Raw genomic sequence first — 21,775 nt, 5'->3', positions numbered from 1 at the left:
TAACCATTTATCAAGAAATTTTTACATCTCAAAGTTGTGGTGGAAAAATATTAGCTTGTTTTAATTTATTCACCATTAAGCAGAATAATTCTGCTGTTTTTTCAGTATCATAAAGTGCTGAATGGGCTTTGCTTGGTTCAAATGGAATTCCTGCATTGTCACAGGCTGTACGAAGAACAGTCTGCCCAAACATAAATCCAGCCAAGGTGGCGGTGTCAAAGGTTGAAAATGGGTGAAACGGATTGCGCTTGATGCCTGTACGATTAATGGCAGCCATTAAAAAATTGTAATCAAACATTGCATTATGGGCGACCAATATTGAACGTTTGCATTCCGCTGCTTTTTGACCGCGCCTAACCATTTGAAAAAATCCGGTTAATGCGGTGAGTTCATCAACCGCATCTCTTTGTGGATCATCGGGATTAATGCCGTTAATTTTTAATGAGTTCTGATCAACATTTGCGCCATCAAAAAGTTTAATTTGAAAGTGGCATTTTTCATCGGGATGCAATAATCCTTGCTCATCCATTTTTACAGTGATGGCGGCTAATTCAAGTAGTCCATCCGTTTGCGCATTTAAACCGGAGGTTTCAACATCCACAATAACAGGGTAATAACCGCGGAAACGATGTTTTAGTAGCTGATAATTTATACTGTTTTCTGTTGCGTTATTTTCCGAAGTTTGAGAAAGCGTAGTATCCAAATTATGTTACCTTTAAAAATGACTCACTCCTCGAAAAAGAGGAGTGAGCAAAACATAGTGTAATTAAAGAAAATTAATGATTACCTAAACCGTCTTTCGCACTTTTATTTTCAATAAATTCGATTTTGTAACCATCAGGATCTTCAATGAATGCAATTACGGTTGTTCCACCTTTTACCGGACCCGGTTCACGTGTTACTTTACCTCCGGCTGCTTTCACTGATTCACAAGTTGCAGAAATATCATCAACACCGATAGCAATATGACCGAAAGCGGATCCTAAATCGTACTGACTCACGCCCCAATTATAAGTTAATTCGATTACAGCCGTTTTATCTTCATCGTCATAACCGATGAATGCAAGGGAATATTTATATTCAGGGTTTTCACTGCGACGTAAAACGCGCATTCCTAAAACTTCGGTATAGAATTTGATAGAACGTTCAAGATCACCAACGCGAAGCATAGTATGTAATAAACGCATATTTCCTCCGAAAGATTAATTTAAAGAAAAAACCGAGTGATTATGCCATAATATGCGATGTAAATCACAAAATTTTGTAAAGGTTATTTAAATATGTCAAATCAAGAAGAGTCAAAAATTAAAGTTATAGGTTTATCGATTTTACCTATCTTTATACTTGCATTAGCTGATTTTTTCTTATTAATGGAAAAACCGGTAGGGGAGTCCATTATTTCTCATCTATTAATTGCGGTGTTAGTAGCTCAAATGATCTCTCAGTTAATTTTTATTAAAGGAGAAATATGCAATGGACAGCGTTCAAGGTTAAGTCGATGGAACCTCTATTTCTTAATCTTTTGGGGAGGATGGCTATTGGTAACTTGTTTCCAAGTGCAGGTTTATTTGCCGATTAGATTGGCTTATTGCTGCGGTCTTGCTTTCACTTTAACTACTTGGCAACAGCCCAAAGAAGAGCAGTTACGACGTGCGATACTATGGTTAGGTGTAGTGATTGGAATCATTGGTTTGATTTTAGCGTTAATTCCACTATTTTTATTTGAATTACAGACCAGTTTAACATTTAATCCATTATTGCAAGTTGTCTTAGGTATAACATTGGCTTATTGGGGGCTGTTAGTTTCTCATAACAGATTAAATGGACTAATTGAAATTTTGCCTTATTTTGTATTAATTGCTTTGGTTGCCAGTAGTATATTTGCTTTAGTTGCAATAGCGATTATTTATATCGATGGTGTAAAGATTGACCGGAATATCCTACATCTTTCTTTTTATTTTATCTGTCATTTACTATTATTAGCTGGTTGGGCTTACCCAATAATACGCAAAGAAAAAGCCTATTATTGGTTGTTGTTAATAATGATTTTATTATCTGCGTTTTCTCCGATCTTATTGTTTTAATTATGTTTTATAGAGGTTGAGCCGTCATCAAAAACAATTGATTTAATAATCGGCTTAACCTTAATATCAGAACTGTCACTGGTAAATAACTCTTTACTGAAAGTAGGCATTTCATCTTCAGGAGTAAATGCAATCAGATAATATTGTTGGTTGGGCTTAAGAATATTGAATTGTTTAAAATTAATATGAGAAAGGCGATTATCAATAATACGATTATTAAAAATAAAAACAGCATACCAAGTCAATTTTTTTATATTTTGTGAAGATTTATTTTTAATAAGATAAGTTGTTGAAAACATTAATTTTCCGTTATCTTGTTTTTGGATATTTTGTGAAATAACCTGTATGTCAACAAGTCGATAAGAATCAAACGGTTTATTAGTAAATGAATTAGGAGGTACTTCGGCAAGTGCTTGAGTACTGAAAATGATGATAAAAATTGCTAGAATAAACGCAAAGATAGGGGTTAGAATACTGATAGAAGTGATTTGAAATTTACTATTCATATCTTGATCCTAAATAGTCGTTTATTTATATATTGCGGAATGATAACAGTTAGCTAAATATTACGCAAATTTAGAGCAAGAGCTGAAATAGAACTTAGATAATATTATTTACAGTTCAATTAAAAGGAATGTTTAATTAAAATAAAAGTAGGTAAAGTAGGATATATAATGAAACAGAAACATATTCATATTTTGGGGATTTGTGGCACGTTTATGGGCGGATTGGCAATGATTGCACGAGAACTTGGCTATAAAGTTACCGGTTCAGATGTCAATGTTTATCCACCGATGAGTGTTTTTTTACAAAAAAGTGGCATTGACATTATTCCGAACTATGATGTTGAACAATTAAAACCGGCACCCGATCTTGTCATTATTGGTAATGCGATGAAACGTGGTAATCCTTGTGTGGAATATGTCTTAGACAATAATTTACCATATATGTCAGGTCCGCAATGGTTGCACGACAATTTGCTTAGAGATCGTTGGGTATTGGCTGTTTCTGGAACACACGGTAAAACTACAACGACAGGAATGTTAGCGTGGATTTTAGATCAAGCCGGATTGCAACCTGGATTTTTAATTGGTGGTATTTCAGGAAATTTCGGTATTTCCGCGCGTTTAGGTAAATCGCCATTTTTTGTGATTGAAGCTGATGAATACGATACAGCTTTTTTTGATAAGCGTTCTAAATTTATCCACTATAATCCTAAGACATTGATTATTAATAATATTGGATTTGATCACGCTGATATTTTTGATGATCTGAAGGTTATTCAACGTCAATTTCACCATATGATTAGAACTATTCCATCGAAAGGGCGTATTTTATCTTTTGCTGATGAGATCAGTGTGAAAGAGACATTGGCGATGGGGTGCTGGAGTGAACAGCAGTTTATAGGCGAAAATAAAGAATGGTTTGCAAAACGTTTGCATAATGACTGCACGAAATTTGAGGTTTATCATCAACAACAAAAAATAGCAGAAGTAGAGTGGAATATTATCGGACAGCATAATATGTTTAATGCTTTAATGGCGATTGCAGCAGCTTACCACGTAGGTGTTAGTATAGAACAATCTTGTAAAGCTCTTGCTACTTTTGTGAATGCTAACCGTCGTTTAGAAGTGAAGGGTGAAGTGAACAGAATTACTGTTTATGATGATTTTGCACATCATCCGGTGGAAATTTCTGCAACATTAACTGCATTAAGGGATAAAGTTGGTGGCGGTGTTCGTATTTTAGCAGTGCTGGAACCTCGTTCTAATACAATGAAAATGGGCGTTCATACAGGAGAACTTGCACCTGCTTTAGTGAGGGCTGATTATGTTTTTCTATTGCAACCCGAAAATTTGCCGTGGCAAGTGGTTGATATTGCTAACCAGTGTATTCAGCCGGCTGTTTGGACGGCAGATATTGATTTATTGGTTGATAAAATTGTCGAAGAAGCCCAGCCTACGGATCATATTTTAGTGATGAGTAATGGCAGCTTTGGCGAAATACATCAAAAAATATTGCAGAAATTGAGAGAAAAGGCAGAACAGTAGTCGCTCAAAAAGGTTGAAAATAAGATTTGTATTCAAAAGTTGGATTAAATGAAAAAAGCCGCAGTGGTGATCTGACCCCGAAAAGTTAGACTGTTATTTTAAGGACTGAATTCTGTATTGAACAGGGCTCAGTCCATTTAATTTTAATTGTATTCTTTCCTCATTGTAATAACGAACATATTCTTTGATAACAGATTCAAGTTCTTCAATGCTTTCGAAAGTTTTGCCATAAAAACATTCCACTTTCATCCGACCAAAGAAACTCTCCATCGCGGCATTATCTAAACAATTGCCTTTCCTTGACATACTCTGCACAATATGATGCTCAGCTAATAACTGTTGATAACTTGCCATTTGATACTGAATACCTTGGTCTGAATGTAATATCGGGGAGTCCCCCTCAGCTAACCGAGCAATCGCTTGTAACACCATCTGTTTTACTAATCTACCATCTGGATGACGACTACATTGATAAGCAATCAATTCATTGTTATAGCAATCCAATATCGGGGAAAAATAGAGTTTATCGCCTTTCACCTTAAACTCGGTAATATCGGTCAACCATTTCTGGTGCGGAACGGTGGCGTGGAAGTCTCGTTGTAAGTGATTCGGGGCGATGTTACCCACTTCCCCACGATAAGAATAATATTTACGTTGTCTTTTCCCTTTTACCTGCAATCCCATCACTTGGATTAATCGTTGTACCCGTTTATGGTTGATCCCCTCGCCTAATTGTTTGGTGACTCGGCGATAGCCATAATGTGGATTCTGTTGTTTGATAGCAAGAATTTGGGCACATAATGAAGCGTTGTCATCCCTAATCTTATCTTTACCATGTAAATGATAAAAGAAAGTACTTCTGGCTAAGTTGGCATACCGTAACAGTAAGTCTAACGGATAGTCTGGTCTTAATTCTTGGACGGCGTTGGCTTTTTCCTCATTTTTTCTCGGTCTAATTGCTGACACTTTTTTAGGTAAGCATTCTCCGTTTCTAATTCTAGAATTCTTAAGCGTAAGCGTTCTTCTTCTGTTTTCGGTGGCGGTGGTATTTTGGCATAGCGTGTTTTTTTCATCGCAGGTCGTCCTTTGGGTTTTGAGTGTAATCCTTCTATACCGCATTGTTGAAAGCTTTTCAACCATTGGCTAATAGCACCCGAATTAGCAATTCCAAACTGTAAACAGGCTTGGTCAGCTGTCATGTCTCTGTTTTGAATCGTTTGTATGACGTGATATTTAAACTCTGGAGTATAGGTTCGTTTGGTATGCAGCACGGCTAAGCCCTTTATACCTGAATGTTGATATTGGGCAATCCAACGCCTTAATGTGCGTTTAGACACGGTAAATGTACGACAGGTTAAAGAAAGACTTTCCTCGTGTTGAAAGTAGAAATCTACCACTTGTTGTTTAAATGTTTGGTTATATTTAGTCATAAAAAATCTGCACCTTTGTCTGTTGGATAATAAGTCCAACTTTTGGGGTGCAGATCATGGATGCGGCTTTATTTCAAATATGTAATCAAATTTTTTAAAATTATTTTGCTAAATGTTCTTCGTAACGTTGAGCAACGAAATCCCAGTTAATAACATTCCAGAATTCTTTAATGTAGTCCGGACGACGGTTTTGGAATTTCAAATAATAAGCGTGTTCCCAAACATCAAGACCAACAAGAGGGAAACCTTCGCAACCAGCAATTTCTTTACCCATCAATGGATTATCTTGGTTTGCAGTAGAAACGACAGATAATTTACCGTCTTTTAATACCAACCACGCCCAGCCTGAACCAAAACGAGTTGCAGCAGCTTTTTCAAATTCTGCTTTGAAAGCGTCAACAGAACCGAAATCACGTTCAATTGCTTCTTTTAATTTTCCTTGTAAAGTAGTGCCTTTTTTCAATGATTTCCAGAAAAGGGAATGGTTAAAATGTCCACCAGCATTGTTGCGTAAACCGGTACGTTTTTCTGCCGGTACTTTATCTAAGTTTGCAGAAAGTTTTCCTGGACACATTGCTTTTAATTCTTCAGATAAACCTTCAAGTAATGCATTGGCATTATTGACATAAGCTTGGTGATGTTTTGAATAGTGAATTTCCATAGTTAATGCATCGAAATGTGGTTCTAATGCATCGTAAGCGTAACCTAATTCAGGTAATGTGTAAGCCATAATTTCATCCTTTTTTGTTAAAAATATTAATAAAAAGTATCATCAGTATTAAATCAGGGAGAAGTGTAACAAATTTTTTGAAAGAAAGCACCTCTATTTCCGATAACATAAACCTATACATCCAAAATATGTGCTTTTAGATATTGATAGATTTCTCGATAAGATTTAGGCGGTGCATTTTTTTCTTTTTCTTTCAGTGCATTCCGAATTAAAGTACGTAATTTTTGGCGTTCCAATGTGGGATAATCATTCAAAAGCTGGTTAATCGTTTCATCTCCGTTTTTCAATAATGCTTCGCGATAAGCTTCAATTTTATGTAATAGAATCTGTTGTTGGTTATGTTTATTCTCGAGTTTATCTAAAGCAACTTGTAATGGCTCAATATCTCGTTGACGTAATAATTTCCCAATAAATTGGATTTGACGACGATAACTTTCACGTGTCAATTTTCTTGCTAAATTAACAGCATCGGTAAGTTGTTCATCCAATGGAATCTGACTCAAAGCACTATCCGATAATGCAACAATTTTTTCTCCCATTTTTTTTAAGTCTTCAGCATCACGTTTTATTTCGCTTTTGCTTACCCAGATAATCTCTTCTTCATCTTCTTCTTGCTGCCATTCAATATCTTTATTTCTATGTCGCATAATCGTTTCCTATTGGTAGTAAAATAATTCGCCATTGTAGCAGAAGTTGGCTAAAATTCCGAAAATCAAATCAGAATGATTAGAGTGAACAAAAATGGAACAGATAAAAAAACAAGATATAGAACAACAACAAACAGTATTAAAAGAAGCGGTCGCTTATGCATTATCTTTGGCAGAAAAAGCAGGGGCAGATGCAGAAGTGGGAGTGACAAAAGTGAGTGGATTAAGCGTTTCTACTCGGCTAAGTGAGATTGAAAATTTAGAGTTTAACAATGATGGGGCAATGGGAATTTCCGTTTATATTGGTAATAAAAAGGGAAATGCCTCTACATCGGATCTATCAGAGCAGGCGATTAAGCGGACTGTTGAATCGGCATTGTCCATTGCAAAATATACATCGGAAGATCCTAGTGCTGGATTAGCGCCAAAAGAGTTGATGGAATTTAATCCACCGGATTTACAGCTTTATCATCCGGCAAATATTAGTGTGGATCAGGCAGTGGCATTGGCATTAGAGACAGAAAAAATAGCACTAAATTATGATAAGAGAATTATCAATAGTGAAGGTGGTAGTTTTAATTCTAGTGAAGGAATTCGAGTTTATGGCAATACATATGGAGTATTGAATAGTTACCCTTCATCGCGCTACTCACTTTCTTGTAGCGTAATTGCTTCTGAAAATGATCATTTAGAACGTGATTATGAATATACTATTTCACGAAAATTCAATGAGTTAGCAACGGCAAGTTGGGTTGGAGAACATTGCGCTCAAAAAACATTGTCAAGATTAAATCCTCAAAAACTTAGTACATTAAATGTGCCTGTTGTTTTTCTCAATGATGTTGCTACTGGGGTTATTGGACATTTGGCCTCAGCTATCAGTGGTGGTGCACTATATCGAAAATCCTCTTTTCTCTTGGATAAATTGGGCGAGAAAATTTTGCCGGATTGGTTTGAAATTATAGAACGTCCACACCTTTTATCCCAATTAGCTTCAACACCGTTTGATAGTGAAGGAGTGAAAACGCGCGATCATAATATTATTGTTGATGGTGTCTTACAAACCTACCTTTTAACCTCTTACAGTGCCAAAAAATTGGGAATGCAGACAACTGGACACGCCGGAGGTATTCATAACTGGTTGGTTAAAGCGAATAGTGAGGGAGGACTGGAGGCATTGCTTAAACAGATGGGAACAGGAGTATTGGTGACAGAATTAATGGGACAAGGTGTAAATTTAGTGAGTGGTGATTATTCTCGTGGTGCATCCGGTTTCTGGGTGGAAAATGGTGAGATTAAATTTCCAGTTTCTGAAATTACGATTGCTGGTAGTTTACCGCAGATGTTTAAACAAATTGTTGCAGTGGGTGATGATGTTGAGTTGCGCTCTAATATTCGTACCGGTTCAATTTTGATTGAACAGATGAAAATCTCCGGTGAATAAGAATTTAGTAAATGAGAATAATTCCTATTGACTTGATATTTTTATCTGATATGATGATTTTCAGGTCAGCATTGCAAGTGCAGTCCGGGTAGTAAAAGTAGAGTAGAAAGTAAATTTGTAGTAATAAATAAAGGTGAGAAAGGAATTCTCACCTTTATTTTTTTGAATGAACGGATAAAACGATTGAAAATTTTCAATAGAAGGGTAAATTTATAAACTTTCATTCAAACTTAACAACTAAAAATTGTATTTAGGATAAAATTTATGCAGACACTACAAAAAATTAGCCAATTTGCAGGCAAAACATTTTCTCTTTGGGTTCTACTTTTTGCTTTTTTAGCCTATCAATTTCCAAGCCATTTTTCATCATTGATTGTCTATGTCCCTTATTTATTAGGTATCGTAATGTTTGGTATGGGTATCACTTTGACGGTTAATGATTTCAGTGAAGTGGTGAAACATCCAAAAGCCGTAGTAATCGGTGTGGTATCACAATTTGTGATTATGCCTTTGATTGCTTTTGCCTTGGCAAAAGGTTTCAATTTACCGGCGGATTTAGCGGTCGGTATTATTTTGGTTGGGGCTTGTCCGGGCGGAACTTCTTCTAATGTAATGACCTATTTGGCGAAGGGTAACACAGCGCTTTCCGTTGCTTGTACTTCAGTTTCTACTTTATTGGCACCATTCTTAACACCGGTAGTTTTCTATGTGCTAGCGAGTCAATGGCTTGATATTGATGCCTATGCGATGTTTATTTCTGTGTTAAAAATCGTTTTATTCCCAGTATTTTTAGGTGTGGTGGCAAGAACGTTATTGACTAAACAGATGGTGAAATTAGGTACTTGCACTCCATTGGTGTCGGTGATTGCGATTGTATTGATTCTGGCAGCTGTGGTGGCAGTCAGCAAAGACAAAATTATTGAATCAGGGTTCTTAATTTTTATTGTGGTGGTGTTACACAACAGTTTAGGTTATCTGCTAGGTTTTTTTGTGGCAAAATTATTTAAGTTAAATTTCGCAGACAGCAAAGCGGTGGCGATTGAAGTGGGAATGCAGAATTCCGGTTTAGGTGCAGCATTGGCAACTGCCTATTTCAACCCGATTGCTGCAGTGCCGAGTGCCGTATTTAGTTTTTGGCACAATATTTCCGGGCCGATTTTAGCCACTTTTTTTGCGAATATAGATAATAAAGATAAGTTAACAAAATAGAAAAACACTGCAAACTGATAAAAAAAAGCATAGAATAAACGGCATTCTTATGCCGTTTATCTCTAATGACAAAAGGAAACTCTATGAATCAAGATTTTTTAGATTTCGAACTCCCTATTGCCGAACTGGAGGCAAAGATTGATTCACTTCGTTCTGTATCAGGACAAGATGATAAAATCAATCTCGATGAAGAAATTACAAGATTAAAAAAGAAAAGCGAAGAGCTGACTAAAAAAACTTTTGCCGACTTAACGGCGTGGCAAGTTTCTCAAATGGCGCGCCATCCGCAACGTCCATATACTTTGGATTACATTCAACATATTTTTACTGAATTTGAAGAATTGGCAGGTGATCGCGCTTTTGCTGATGATAAAGCAATTGTTGGCGGTATTGCACGTTTGGATGATCGTCCAGTAATGGTTATTGGTCATCAAAAAGGGCGTACCGTAAAAGAAAAAGTAATGCGTAATTTTGGTATGCCGGCACCGGAAGGTTACCGCAAAGCATTGCGTTTAATGCAGATGGCGGAACGTTTCAAAATGCCTATTATCACTTTTATTGATACTCCGGGCGCTTATCCTGGTGTTGGTGCGGAAGAGCGTGGTCAATCTGAAGCGATTGCCCGTAATTTGCGTGAGATGTCAATGTTAAAAGTGCCAATTGTTTGTACTGTTATCGGTGAAGGTGGTTCCGGTGGTGCATTGGCGATAGGTGTCGGTGATAAAGTCAATATGCTGCAATACAGCACCTATTCGGTGATTTCACCAGAAGGTTGTGCTTCTATTCTTTGGAAAAAAGCGGATAAAGCCTCTACTGCAGCGGAAGTAATGGGATTAACGGCAGATCGTCTTAAAAAATTGGAGTTAATCGACAGCATTGTTGAAGAGCCATTAGGTGGTGCGCATCGTCATCCAGAGCAGATGGCACAAAATTTAAAAGCACAACTTAATGCTGATTTGGCGGAATTATCTGTGTTGGATAGTGATGCTTTGCTTGCTCGCCGTTATCAACGTTTGATGAGTTACGGTTATTGTTAAAATAAAAATGAATTAAAAGGAGAGATTGAAATGAAAAATGTTTTATCAATTCAATCACATGTGGTTTATGGTTATGCCGGTAATAAGGCGGCGGTATTACCAATGCAATTGCTCGGCGTTGATGCGTGGGCATTGAATACAGTGCAGTTTTCTAATCACACGCAATATCAGCGTTGGAAAGGAATGGTAATTCCTAAGGAGCAGATTGCTGAAATTACACAAGGAATTTCTGATATCGGGGCTTTATCTGAATGTGATGCGGTATTGTCTGGCTATATCGGTGCAGCGGAGCAAGGACAAGAAATACTCAATACTGTTAATATTGTCAAAAAAGCCAATCCGAAAGCTATCTATTTTTGTGATCCGGTGATGGGACATCCAGATAAAGGTTGTGTCGTTGCACCTGGGGTGGCGGAATTTTTGGTAAAAGATGCCATTAGCCAAGCGGATATTATTGCACCAAATTTAGTTGAGTTACGAGAATTAAGCGGTTTAACGGTAGAGAATTTCACTCAAGCATTAAAAGCAATAGAAGCTATTTTAGCTAAAGGTCCAAAAAAGGTATTGGTGAAACATCTCAGTCGGGTCGGTCAGAACCCGAATAAATTTGAAATGGTGTTGGCGACACAACAGGGAATGTGGCATATCAGCCGTCCGTTGCACGAATTTGTTGGGCGTGATCCGGTGGGTGTGGGAGATATGACCAGTGCAATTTTCCTTGCTAATTTATTAAATGGGAAATCGGAAGTAGCAGCGTTTGAGCATACTGCCAATGCAGTTAATGATGTAATGACGGTTACCAAAGAAGCAGGTAAATATGAATTGCAGATTATTGCTGCTCGCAATTTGATTGTAACACCGACCAGTCAATATCAAGCGGTGAAAATTGCTTAATATGGATTTGATTACTGTACTAAGACAACAGATAGAACAAAACGCCTTGCAAAACAAGGCGTTTTTAGTTGGTTTGAGTGGAGGTGTTGATTCAACAGTTCTGTTGCATCTTTTTGTGAGACTTTCGGAACAAATGCCTTTGAAGTTTCGTGCTATCCATATTCATCACGGTATCAGCAACAATTCCGATTATTGGCTAGATCATTGTCGACAACTTTGTCAACAGTTCAATGTTTCATTCTGTTTTGAAAAAGTGCAAATTCAGGATCACAGTAATATTGAAGCTCAAGCACGACAGGCACGTTATCAAGCTATTCAACAACATCTCAATCACAATGAAGTGTTGGTTACCGCTCATCATTTGGATGATCAAAGTGAAACTTTTTTATTGGCATTAAAACGAGGTAGTGGGGTAAAGGGTTTAGCAGCAATGCCAACCTTATCTCAGCTCTTTTCTGTGCCGATCTTCCGCCCGTTGCTAAGTGTTACTCGGCGACAATTGGAGCAATATTTAGTGGTAAATCACTTAAATGCTATTTTTGATGAAAGTAATGATGACTTGCGCTATGAACGTAACTTTTTACGTCATCAGGTTTTGCCGTTGTTGCGACAACGCTGGGCAACGATTGATTTAGCAATTGTGCGTTCTGCACAACATTGTGCTGAACAGGAGCAATTGTTGGAAGAATTGCTACACTCTATTTTTCAACAACACCTAATGGAAGATAATAGTCTGAATTTGCAAGGATTTCACGACTATTCTTTGGCAAAACAGCGTTATTTATTACGTTATTGGTTTGCACATTTGCAACAACCAATGCCGAGTCTAAAACAGTTGCAGGTATTACTGAATGAAGTGGTCGGAGCGAAAAATGATCGTCAACCGGAATTACAGCTGAATCAAAAAGTAGTACGGCGTTATCAGCAACAGCTCTATTTAACGCCGATTTATCAAGATTTACGCACAATAAAGTTGCCAATTCAAATTGGAGAAACGGTGATATTGCCAGATAATTTAGGTGAGTTGTATTGTTATCAACAACATCATTATCTTTATTTTGAGTGGCAACAACAGCAATTAATTTTACCGTTACCGAAAGCGCCATACCAAATTACTATCGGTTTTCACTATTCTAAAACGGTAAAAATTAAAGCTAATACAAAACATACTGACATTAAAAAAGTATGGCAGATGCTTGCTGTGCCACCGTGGCAACGCAATCGTATTCCACTTATTTTTATCAACGAACAGCTGAAAGGAGCTGTCGGTTATTTTATTGTTGCCTGATTTCAATGTGCATAATAGACAAAATGATTGTTCTTTTAAGAAAACAATGCCAGTTATTATATATTGGTTTTTACCTTCTGAGCTTTAACCTAAGAGAGTGCTTAGGTTAGATTTTATGACGGTTAATAAGGCACTTTCCCCGCTTTTTCAATTAATGATTTAAGATACGGAATATCATCGTGGCTTAGCATATCGATCAAGCCTTCATTTAGCCATTGGATAATTTCGCTTTCGGTATCATAGCCGTATTTTTGATTGTACATTTCTAACACGGGGATTTCTTTGGATTCGTGCAGATACATTCTCACTGACAGCCCTGCTTTTTTGTAAGCAATTAAATCTTCTTTGCCAACATAGTGGTATTCCACGCAAACACTGCTGGCGTTTGATCCCAACACCGCACTGAGCTGATCGTTATAGCGTGCGAGGGTAACCACTTGCAAACGCAACGCTGGTAATAATGCTTTAACTTTATTAATTAAAACGTGATCGAAGCCCAATAATAAAATTTGATCTACGGTATTGGTACGTTGCAACATTTCCGCTAGCACTTCGGCAAAACGCTGATGGTTGCGGCGTTGTTTGGCTTCTACAATCAAGCCGACATTATTTTCTAATGCCCATTTCAACACGGTTTCTAATTCCACAATGTGCGTACCTTTGAATTCAGATGAGAACTTTTCACCAAAATCATAGCGTTGTAGCTCAGCAAGAGTCATTTGTTCCACATAACCTTCACCGTTAGAAACGCGTTCGATAGAAAAATCGTGGATAACCACCATTTTTTCATCTTTCGTCATCGCAATATCTAGCTCAATGCTGTGCGTGCCTGCCTCCAACGCACCGACAAACGCAGGCATTGTATTTTCAGGATATTTTGCACTATAACCCCGATGACTATTTGCCAAAACCTGCCCTTTTTCTGTTACGTTAAACTCAAATGCCATTTTTCTCTCCTATTTTTTAATTTTCAATTTAATTTTTAAATTCATTTTAGAGTTGATAGCTTGTGTTAGCAAATTAAATTCGATTATTACTGGTTTATTTTACTAAAATTTGTGATCTTATTCACAAAAATGAACTCAATAGAGTTTAATTATTAAATTCTAATTGCGTAAAAATGAAGATTTGGTTTAGAGTAAGATTATCAATCTGGCAACCCACCTAGAGGAGCGAATCAACAATGGCAAAACTCGAATTACGCAATATCACCAAAAAATTTGGCGATTTTTATGCCGCCAATAATATTTCTTTCACCGCAGAAGAAGGGGAGTTTGTTACCTTGCTCGGCCCGAGTGGCTGTGGAAAAACCTCGCTCTTAAAACTAATTGCAGGTTTTCATAAGGCGGATGAGGGCGAAATTATCATTGGTGATCGCCCCGTGAATAACATTCCGCCAGAAAAACGTAACACAGCGATGTGTTTCCAATCTTATGCGTTGTTCCCCCATTTGAACGTTTCGCACAATATTTGCTACGGCTTGAAACAGAAAAATGTGCCGATTGATGAGCAAATCGCCCGTTTAAATGTGGCATTAAAGCAAATGGATTTGGAAACGCAAAAGTTGAAACTGCCCTCTGAGCTTTCAGGTGGTCAGCAACAGCGTGTGGCATTAGCAAGGGCAATGGTAACCCGCCCTGATGTGATTTTATTTGATGAGCCATTATCAAACCTTGATGCCAAATTGCGGGAAAGCGTGCGTTTTGAAATCAAACAGCTTTCTCATCAATATAATTTAACCAGCATTTATGTAACGCACGATCAGGCGGAAGCCCTGTCGATGTCCGATAAAATCATTGTGTTGAATAAAGGGCAAATCGAACAAATCGGCACGCCACAAGAGATTTATTACCAACCGAAAAATCGTTTTATTGCCGATTTCATCGGCGTGGCAAACATTACTAAAGCGAACGTCAAACATTGGCAAGATAATCTCTATCAAGTGGATTCCTTATGGGGCAAATTTATTGTGCAATCAGCCCACAAGCCTGTGGCTGAGAATATTTATATTTGTTTTCGTCCTGAAGATGCCGTCCCTTGTGAGCCAAATAGCAATGTGGAGAATAAATTTAGCGTCAAAGTGCTACAAACCGCCTTTATGGGCAATATGACTGAAGTGCAAGGCTTGGTAACTTCAGGTTTGCCAAATGAGAAAGTGCGGTTGCAATTAACCAAATTTTCGCCTTTGTTAAATCAATCAGAAGAATTATTTTTCACCCTCGCACGCAATGCCATTCGTTTCTTGGAGGCAGTATGAAATCGGTAAAACAAGATCTCAAGGCTTGGCTACTGTTAAGCACAGGGCTTGGCACGATTTTATTATTAATGGGTTCAACCTTTTATTTAGTGGTGGCACAAAGTTTCGGCTTACAAAATATGTATGGCGAACCCTCGCATTTCACCTTGGATTATTGGCAAGAAGTGCTGAGCAACCCGATTTTTCATAAATCCTTTTGGTATTCCGTGCGGGTTTCTTTCCTTGGGGCGTTGCTGTCGATTTTGGTTGCCTACCCCATCGCCTTATGGCTACGCAACCCAATGAAAGGCAAAGAATTTATCATCACCTTTTTCCGTATGCCGATGCTTGTGCCGGGCTTGGTAGCCGCCTTTTTGTTTATGAATATGATTTCCTATCACGGTATTTTAAACGAAACACTGGTTTGGCTCGGCATTTGGCAAGAACCAAAATCCCTACAAAATGATAGCTTCGGCTGGGGCATTGTGATTTTGCAAATGTGGAAAAATATTCCCTTTGCGTTAATTTTGGTTGGCGGTGCGGTCAATTCGCTGAAAAGTGATCTGTTTGATGCTGCGTCAAATCTAGGTTCAACCAGTTGGCAACGCTTTATTTATGTGATCTTTCCTCTCACGCTCGGGGCGGTGCAAGTGTCCTTTATTTTGATTTTTATCGGTGCGTTGGGTGATTTCGCCTTTTATAGCATTGCCGGCCCGCGTGATACCTACTCTCTCGCTCGCTTTATGCAAATGAGTGCTTATGAGTTTGAAGAATGGAATCAAAGTGCGGTATTGGCAATGGTGATAATGCTGACTTCTGCCCTAGCCTCCGTTCTCATCACCTTAATTATTCGTCCATTATCTGTTAAACGAGGAGCGGTAAAATGAACAGAATCCAAAGTAACAACACCCGTTTAATTAACCGCATTGTGCTGATCTTTTTTGTGGTGGTAAATTTTGTCTGGCTGGTGCTGCCTTTCTTAATGGCTGGGCTGTGGTCGCTGGTTGATCCGCAACACCCTTGGAGCTATCCCGATATTTTCCCGCCTGTGCTGTCTTTTGAGCGTTGGCATTATGTGTGGGAAAACACCGCCCTGAAAGAAGCAATGTTGAATAGCTATACCATTGCACCGATTGTTTCTTTAATCGCCATCACGCTTGCCTTGCCAACAGCTTATGCCTTTGGACGAATGGAGTTTCGTGGTAAAAAAATTGCCGAACTTATTACCTTAATTCCTTTGGTGATCCCTGGAATGATCATTGCGCTATTCTTTAGTGCGGTGTTAATTCAGCTCAACATTAGCAACCCAATGATCGGCATTATTATCGGACATACGGTAATGACCTTGCCTTACGCCATTCGTATTTTATCTTCGGGCTTTTCCGCCGTGCCACAAGATTTAATTGATGCCAGCCGTGATCTCGGTGCGTCAAAACTAACCACCTTTAAAGATGTGTATCTGCCGATGCTCAAGCCTGCGTTTTTAGCCTCTATTATTTTCTGTTTAGTGAAAAGTATCGAGGAATTTAGCATTTCTTTTGTCATCGGCTCGCCTGATTTCATTACTGTGCCAACCATACTTTATTCTTTCTTGGGCTACTCTTTCATTCGCCCAAATGCCGCCGTGGTATCGATCATCTTATTAATTCCAAACGTTATCTTGCTGTTAATTATCGAGCGTTTATTGAAAGGTAACTATTTATCACAATCCACAGGCAAAGCCTGATTTCCACCAGAGGAGAAACAATGATGAAAACTCGTCTTATCAAAACCGCATTAATCAGTTTAGGGCTAACCACCGCCCTGTCCGTTTCGGCTTCCCAAGATCTCAGCCAAAAAAGCTGGGAAGAGATTGTGGCACAAGCTAAACAAGAAGGCTCGGTAACCTTTAGCGTGTGGTATTTACAACCGCAATTCCGTCTTTTTGTCAAAGATTTTGAAAAAACCTATGGCATCAAAGTGAAAATTCCTGAAGGCACTTTAGACGGTAATATGAATAAGCTGATCGCTGAAAAATCCCTTAGTAAAGGGAAAATGGACGTGATCGCCATCGCTGCCGACAATTATCCTATCGTGCAGAAAAATGATGTGTTACGAAATCTCAACAGCTTGCCTAATTTCGCTCAAGCCAACCACGCTCTGCAAGGCGTTAAATTTGGCAATCAAGCAATGGGATTTTGGGGCAACCAAACGGGCTTCGCTTATGATCCAATGCGGGTGAGTGAAGATCAACTGCCACAAACCTGGGCGGAAACTGAAACCTATATCCAAACTCACCCGAAAAAATTTGGTTACGCTGATCCAAATGGTGGGGCTTCGGGCAAAGCCTTTATTTTCCAAGCCTTACTTAATGTAAGTGGTCAATACGATTATCAAAATACTCCATTTGATGCACTACAAACGAAAAATTGGCAAAGCACTTGGGATTGGTTTAATCAAAATAAACAAAATATGGTACGTACCGCCTCTAACGCCGACAGTTTAACACGCTTAAATGATGGCGAATTAGACATTGTTGCCGCTTGGCAAGATCATTTATTTAGCCTACAAAAACAAGGTGCGGTTACGCCTCGCTTAAAATTTTATGTGCCGAAATTCGGAATGCCGGGCGGCGGTAATGTGGTTGTTGTCGCACAAAATGCCCCACACCCTGCAGCAAGTTTAGTGTTTACTAACTGGCTAGTTTCACCTGAAACGCAACAAAAATTAGCCAACCATTTTGGTATTCGCCCATTGAATGCGGAAATCGGGCAAGCGGATATTCCTTTCTTCCCGCTTGACTGGAGCAAAGCAGCGATTGCCGATTTCACCAAAGAAGTGATCGCAAAATAAACGGAATAAGCTAAGGTTCGCCTTAGCTTATTTTTTCGCTATTTACATTCAAAAAATGCGGGATTTGCTTCAGCTTGTTATTTTGAACTTAAACATAAGAAAATGAGATGAAACTTTTGCTAAAAGTTGCATTTTGGCTTCCATTCCTTTTTTGAGAAAATTCTTTTAGTAAATTTTTTCGTATTATCTTTTTTAAAAGGCCACCAATTTCAGAAAAATCAAGCTATAAACTAGCTTTATCGAATTCACTTTTATTGCCTGCAAAGATATATTCTTCAAAGGAGCTTGAACTTCTAATATAACTGTAATGTACCATTACACTTTTTAAATGGATTTTGAATTTGCTTATAAAAAAACTGCACTCTCTTGGTGCAGTAAATAATGAAAAAGACAAAGTAAGATTATTTCGCTGAAACCTGCTGTAAAAATAATTTTCGAGGCGTTCGTAGCCCTAATTTTTCCGCTTCATTGACCAGATTTAAGGCTCGATTGATGTCTTTTTGTTTTAACGCATTGAGGACAGCTTGATTAAAATAGGCCTCCGTTTCTTTCTCCACCTTAACATTTTTCTCATTCTCTCCCTTTTGGTTAGCAATCACGGCGGTGGCTGCGGGGGCGTTTTTTTCCATTGTAAAAATCTGATTAAAGCCGACAAAATGTGTGCCGTTAGCAGGTTGGAAATTAACGATGAGCTTACCATTTAAACTATGCTTCACTTGAATATCCGCAATCGCTGGTGGTTGTTTGCCTGTGGCTTTGGCAAAAAGTTTTGAGGGGTGAGGGACGACAGTTTGCCCTGCCAAATCCGCTTTTGTGGTGTAAATCAGCAAGTATAATGCCCCTTGATTAATTGGCGTGAGATTTAGCGTCGCAACTAATCTATTCGGCTTTAGCCCACGTTCTTCTTGCAGTTTAAAGTAGGCGGAATCATAATGTGCTGCAACCTGAAATTGGCTATCCAAAACCACGACATTCGGGACAAAAACGTGCTGATTTTGCACCTCACTTTCAATTTCGATTTCCATTGCTCCTTGGCTTGCAGGGAGGTGATAAGCCGCAACAGGGCTTTCAATCCCAGCAAAAGAGAACGTAAACCCTTGTTTTTGTGTGGCGTTAAGTTCGGTTTTCACCTGTTGCGGTAGTGCGACATCTTGCCAGTGCAACTGAGCGAGGCTTTGAGCAGGCAAAGACAAGGTTGCGGCGAATGTTGGTTGAGTGCTGAGAAGAGCGGTGGCAAAAAGTGCGGTCAAAAAAATGCGTGTTTTTTTGGTTAATTTCATTGTTACCTCACAAGAAGAAAGCCATTGTGTTGTTGAAGATGCAAGCAAAAGTGCGGTGGTTTTTTAAGCCAGTTTTTTTGCTTGCCTTGTCCTATGATTTACTTATGGGGTGCCTGAATCTGAGATCCATTCCGTGGTTGGCATTACCACCAAGCTTCAAATTGTATGCCAGCGATAAATTCGCCATCTTTGGCTTTATAGCCTGCGTCAGTGCGTTTGCTGGTATTAAATTTATCGTTCCAATGAGCATAAGTGCCGAACACACGGATTGCAGGTCTTGCCCAAATACTGCTACCGGCTTGCCATTGTTGGGCGAGGGTGTATTTCATTAGCTGATTTTTCGATCCTGTTTGCTGATCTTTGATGCGATCATAACCCACTTCAACCAGCGTACTCATTGTGTCAGTCCATTTGTACATCGGGCGAACGCCTGCGGAATACCACGTTTTCCCTTGATGATTATCTAAATCGGTTTTTTCGTAAATTAACGCATACATCACTTCCACTTTATCTGACGGTGCGACAACGCCTTGATTGATTAAACGTAGCATATGCCCTTTATTGGTATTTGAGCCGCCTTGAGAATGCCCCGTACTCCAAGAGGTCATCGCGTCTGTGGCGTATTACACGGTAAATTTATTAAAACCGCCAAAAAATTCGCCTTGTGTGTGTTCAAGGGTGAGCATATACCCGTTTTTACTCGCACCCTCGACACGGCTGGCGTGATTTTTGGTGTGAGAGTTACCATAATCTAGCCCGATTTCTAATTTTCCGTTTTTATTCACTTCAAGATCGGCAAGACGCACATCAAAGACATCGTTATACACGTCTTTATCTAGATCACGAGTGGATTCCCACTTTTTCGTAATCGGGTTATAATTCCAGCCGTACGCTCCGCCTTGCTCGGTATTGCGAGTTACGGCAAAAGACAATTTCCCTACGCCCACATCAATATTCTCTACCCCAGCACCGGGGCCTGAAATATCCCAATAATAGAAGTCATTAAGATGCACATCGTGGCGTTGATAAAAACGTTTCCCTGCCCATAAAGTGGCATCGGGTAGGCTGTCGAGGAAGTTTTTAAATTGAACGTTAATTTCACGCAACGCTGGCGTTGTAGTTTCCCAATCACCCTGTTGGTTCACGGAATAAGCAAGGTTGGAATCTAAATAAATAGATTTATTGCCCTCATTGAATAGCTCTTGCCCCAATTTAAATTCCGCATAGGTTTCCGCTTCGTTACCTAAGCGATATTTTGAACCACCCCCATTCACCGTAAAGGCGGTTTGCTCACCACCGCCTGATGTCCAACCAATGCCCGAACGAGCATAGCCGTGAAAATCAATTCGCACTCAGTGCGATAAAACTGGCGGCGATAGCGGTTGCAATGCGTGTTTTTGCGTTTTTCATAAGCGACCTCACTTGAAAATAATTGACGTATGAAAGAGAAATGAAAAATGATGGTTACCCCCCTTTTTCTTTAAAAAGCCTTGGGCAAGCCACCCCGTTTTCTTTGAATAAATGACAACGCTCTGGCACGATCCCAATATCAAATTCTGCCCCCTCATCAATCAACACCACATCATTTTGTCGATAGACCAAGGTTGGCTGTTTAATTTCAGGAATTTCAAGATGGATTTGGGTTTCATAGCCCAGTAGTTCCACCACTTGAACTTTACCTCGCAAAGTCACTTCGGCGTTTTCGGAGGGAACAAGATGCTCTGGTCGAATACCAAGGGAAAGGTTATCTCCCACTTTCACACCATCACCGCGGACAGGAATCCAAAAGTTATGGTGATTGGCATCAGGTAATTCGACTCTGACCCGCTCATTTTCAACGCCAGTTACTTTAACAGGCAAAAAGTTCATTTTTGGTGAGCCAATAAACCCAGCGACAAAACGATTCGCTGGATAATGATAAAGTTCAAGTGGTTTACCAACTTGTGCAATTCCGCCAGCTTTTAATACTACGATTTTATCCGCAAGAGTCATCGCCTCCACTTGATCGTGGGTAACGTAAATCATAGTGCGGTTCAATTTTTTGTGTAATTTGGAAATTTCCACCCGCATTTGTACGCGTAATGCGGCATCAAGATTAGAAAGGGGTTCATCAAGTAAAAAGACTTCAGGCTGAGAAACGAGAGTTCTGCCAATCGCCACCCGTTGTCGCTGACCGCCCGATAAGGCTTTCGGCTTGCGATCGAGCAAATGGGCAAGTTGTAACACTTCTGCCACTTGATTTACCCGAGCCTCACGTTCCGCTTTGCTCACCCCAGCCAGTTTTAAGCCGAAAGACATATTTTCCGCCACATTCAAATGAGGGTAGAGGGCGTAAGATTGAAACACCATTCCTATGCCTCTTTTGGCTGGCGGCACATCATTCATTCTTTTTTCGCCGATGTATAAATCCCCTGTGCTGATGTCTTCAAGCCCTGCGATCATTCTAAGTAAGGTGGATTTTCCACAGCCAGAAGGTCCAACAAAAACGACAAATTCGCCTTCATCAATTTCTAAATTAATGTCCGTTGAAATCTGTACATTGCCGTAGGATTTACCCACATTGCGTAAGGATACCTTTGCCATATTTAACCTCGTTTTGCATTTTTATCCGAA

Annotated in this window: 20 protein-coding genes and 2 pseudogenes; 11 read left to right on the top strand and 11 right to left on the bottom strand. The window is 39.1% G+C overall.

The genetic code is table 11. The features are described 5' to 3' along the window. Positions 1-28: 28 nt before the first annotated feature. Both rnt and gloA read right to left on the bottom strand, forming a co-directional pair. Positions 29-652: a ribonuclease T gene (gene rnt / locus ACXPAV_RS06240; protein WP_419177516.1), complete on the bottom strand. Its 624-nt coding sequence runs from the start codon at positions 650-652 to the stop codon at positions 29-31. A gap of 124 nt (positions 653-776) precedes the next feature. Further along, positions 777-1,187: a lactoylglutathione lyase gene (gene gloA, locus ACXPAV_RS06235; RefSeq protein WP_065230467.1), complete on the bottom strand. Its 411-nt coding sequence runs from the start codon at positions 1,185-1,187 to the stop codon at positions 777-779. Positions 1,188-1,280: 93 nt separating this feature from the next. Between gloA and ACXPAV_RS06230 the strand changes: the two genes are divergently transcribed. Beyond that, positions 1,281-2,084 (top strand): hypothetical protein, encoded by an 804-nt coding sequence (locus tag ACXPAV_RS06230; protein ID WP_039171963.1) that lies wholly within the window; start codon positions 1,281-1,283, stop codon positions 2,082-2,084. Here the strand turns inward: ACXPAV_RS06230 and ACXPAV_RS06225 are convergent. Continuing rightward, positions 2,081-2,590, bottom strand: a complete 510-nt coding sequence (locus tag ACXPAV_RS06225; RefSeq protein WP_039171965.1) for a hypothetical protein — start codon at positions 2,588-2,590, stop codon at positions 2,081-2,083. The two genes, ACXPAV_RS06230 and ACXPAV_RS06225, sit on opposite strands and share 4 nt — an antisense overlap. 168 nt (positions 2,591-2,758) lie before the next feature. On the opposite strand from ACXPAV_RS06225, the gene mpl reads away from it, so the two are divergent. Next, entirely contained in the window at positions 2,759-4,135 is a 1,377-nt protein-coding gene (gene mpl, locus ACXPAV_RS06220; RefSeq protein ID WP_458002997.1) for a UDP-N-acetylmuramate:L-alanyl-gamma-D-glutamyl-meso-diaminopimelate ligase, read from the top strand. Between the two features lie 93 nt (positions 4,136-4,228). On the opposite strand, the gene ACXPAV_RS06215 is transcribed toward mpl, so the two are convergent. From ACXPAV_RS06215 to yjgA, 4 genes and pseudogenes are all read right to left on the bottom strand, one after another. Continuing rightward, positions 4,229-5,254 carry an IS3 family transposase gene (locus ACXPAV_RS06215; RefSeq protein ID WP_458002996.1) on the bottom strand — a complete coding sequence of 342 codons (1,026 nt, stop codon included), beginning with the start codon at positions 5,252-5,254 and terminating at the stop codon, positions 4,229-4,231. A 17-nt stretch (positions 5,255-5,271) separates the two neighbouring features. After that, positions 5,272-5,565 (bottom strand): annotated as a pseudogene (locus ACXPAV_RS06210) (helix-turn-helix domain-containing protein); the annotation flags it as partial. Positions 5,566-5,665: 100 nt separating this feature from the next. Continuing rightward, positions 5,666-6,295 carry a superoxide dismutase [Mn] gene (gene sodA / locus ACXPAV_RS06205; RefSeq protein ID WP_458002995.1) on the bottom strand — a complete coding sequence of 210 codons (630 nt, stop codon included), beginning with the start codon at positions 6,293-6,295 and terminating at the stop codon, positions 5,666-5,668. A 113-nt stretch (positions 6,296-6,408) separates the two neighbouring features. Further along, positions 6,409-6,945, bottom strand: a complete 537-nt coding sequence (gene yjgA / locus ACXPAV_RS06200; protein WP_458004402.1) for a ribosome biogenesis factor YjgA — start codon at positions 6,943-6,945, stop codon at positions 6,409-6,411. 91 nt (positions 6,946-7,036) lie between these two features. On the opposite strand from yjgA, the gene pmbA reads away from it, so the two are divergent. From pmbA to tilS, 5 genes are all read left to right on the top strand, one after another. Then, positions 7,037-8,386 (top strand): metalloprotease PmbA, encoded by a 1,350-nt coding sequence (gene pmbA, locus ACXPAV_RS06195; RefSeq protein ID WP_458002994.1) that lies wholly within the window; start codon positions 7,037-7,039, stop codon positions 8,384-8,386. A gap of 264 nt (positions 8,387-8,650) precedes the next feature. After that, entirely contained in the window at positions 8,651-9,595 is a 945-nt protein-coding gene (locus ACXPAV_RS06190; RefSeq protein ID WP_458002993.1) for a bile acid:sodium symporter family protein, read from the top strand. 83 nt (positions 9,596-9,678) lie between these two features. Next, entirely contained in the window at positions 9,679-10,632 is a 954-nt protein-coding gene (gene accA / locus ACXPAV_RS06185) for an acetyl-CoA carboxylase carboxyl transferase subunit alpha (protein WP_039156111.1), read from the top strand. 30 nt (positions 10,633-10,662) lie between these two features. Then, entirely contained in the window at positions 10,663-11,526 is an 864-nt protein-coding gene (gene pdxY / locus ACXPAV_RS06180; protein WP_039092000.1) for a pyridoxal kinase PdxY, read from the top strand. 1 nt (position 11,527) lies between these two features. After that, positions 11,528-12,814 (top strand): tRNA lysidine(34) synthetase TilS, encoded by a 1,287-nt coding sequence (gene tilS, locus ACXPAV_RS06175; protein WP_458004401.1) that lies wholly within the window; start codon positions 11,528-11,530, stop codon positions 12,812-12,814. 122 nt (positions 12,815-12,936) lie between these two features. Here tilS and ACXPAV_RS06170 read toward each other — a convergent pair whose 3' ends face one another. Continuing rightward, a complete protein-coding gene (locus ACXPAV_RS06170; RefSeq protein WP_458004368.1) occupies positions 12,937-13,761 on the bottom strand; it encodes a glycerophosphodiester phosphodiesterase in 825 nt (274 codons plus the stop codon). A gap of 236 nt (positions 13,762-13,997) precedes the next feature. On the opposite strand from ACXPAV_RS06170, the gene ACXPAV_RS06165 reads away from it, so the two are divergent. Genes ACXPAV_RS06165 through ACXPAV_RS06150 form a run of 4 tightly spaced genes read left to right on the top strand, consistent with a single transcriptional unit; the run spans position 13,998 to position 17,882 of the window. Then, a complete protein-coding gene (locus ACXPAV_RS06165; protein WP_458004367.1) occupies positions 13,998-15,071 on the top strand; it encodes an ABC transporter ATP-binding protein in 1,074 nt (357 codons plus the stop codon). After that, entirely contained in the window at positions 15,068-15,937 is an 870-nt protein-coding gene (locus tag ACXPAV_RS06160; protein WP_039088689.1) for an ABC transporter permease, read from the top strand. The genes ACXPAV_RS06165 and ACXPAV_RS06160 overlap by 4 nt, the downstream gene beginning before the upstream one ends. Further along, positions 15,934-16,776, top strand: coding sequence for an ABC transporter permease (locus tag ACXPAV_RS06155; protein ID WP_013746882.1), 843 nt, complete (start codon positions 15,934-15,936; stop codon positions 16,774-16,776). The genes ACXPAV_RS06160 and ACXPAV_RS06155 overlap by 4 nt, the downstream gene beginning before the upstream one ends. 23 nt (positions 16,777-16,799) lie before the next feature. Beyond that, complete coding sequence (locus ACXPAV_RS06150; protein WP_458004400.1) at positions 16,800-17,882, top strand: extracellular solute-binding protein; 1,083 nt, start codon at positions 16,800-16,802, stop codon at positions 17,880-17,882. A gap of 401 nt (positions 17,883-18,283) precedes the next feature. On the opposite strand, the gene malM is transcribed toward ACXPAV_RS06150, so the two are convergent. The 3 genes and pseudogenes from malM to malK form a co-directional block, all read right to left on the bottom strand. Further along, a complete protein-coding gene (gene malM / locus ACXPAV_RS06145) occupies positions 18,284-19,162 on the bottom strand; it encodes a maltose operon protein MalM (RefSeq protein ID WP_458004366.1) in 879 nt (292 codons plus the stop codon). Between the two features lie 143 nt (positions 19,163-19,305). Next, positions 19,306-20,572, bottom strand: a pseudogene (locus ACXPAV_RS06140) (maltoporin). A gap of 54 nt (positions 20,573-20,626) precedes the next feature. Continuing rightward, positions 20,627-21,745: a maltose/maltodextrin ABC transporter ATP-binding protein MalK gene (gene malK / locus ACXPAV_RS06135; RefSeq protein WP_458004365.1), complete on the bottom strand. Its 1,119-nt coding sequence runs from the start codon at positions 21,743-21,745 to the stop codon at positions 20,627-20,629. Between the last annotated feature and the right edge of the window lie 30 nt (positions 21,746-21,775).

The organism is Gallibacterium sp. ZY190522, assembly GCF_054166015.1.
The sequence above is the reverse complement of the archived record's forward strand: the minus strand, read 5'-3'. Positions and strand labels throughout refer to the sequence as shown.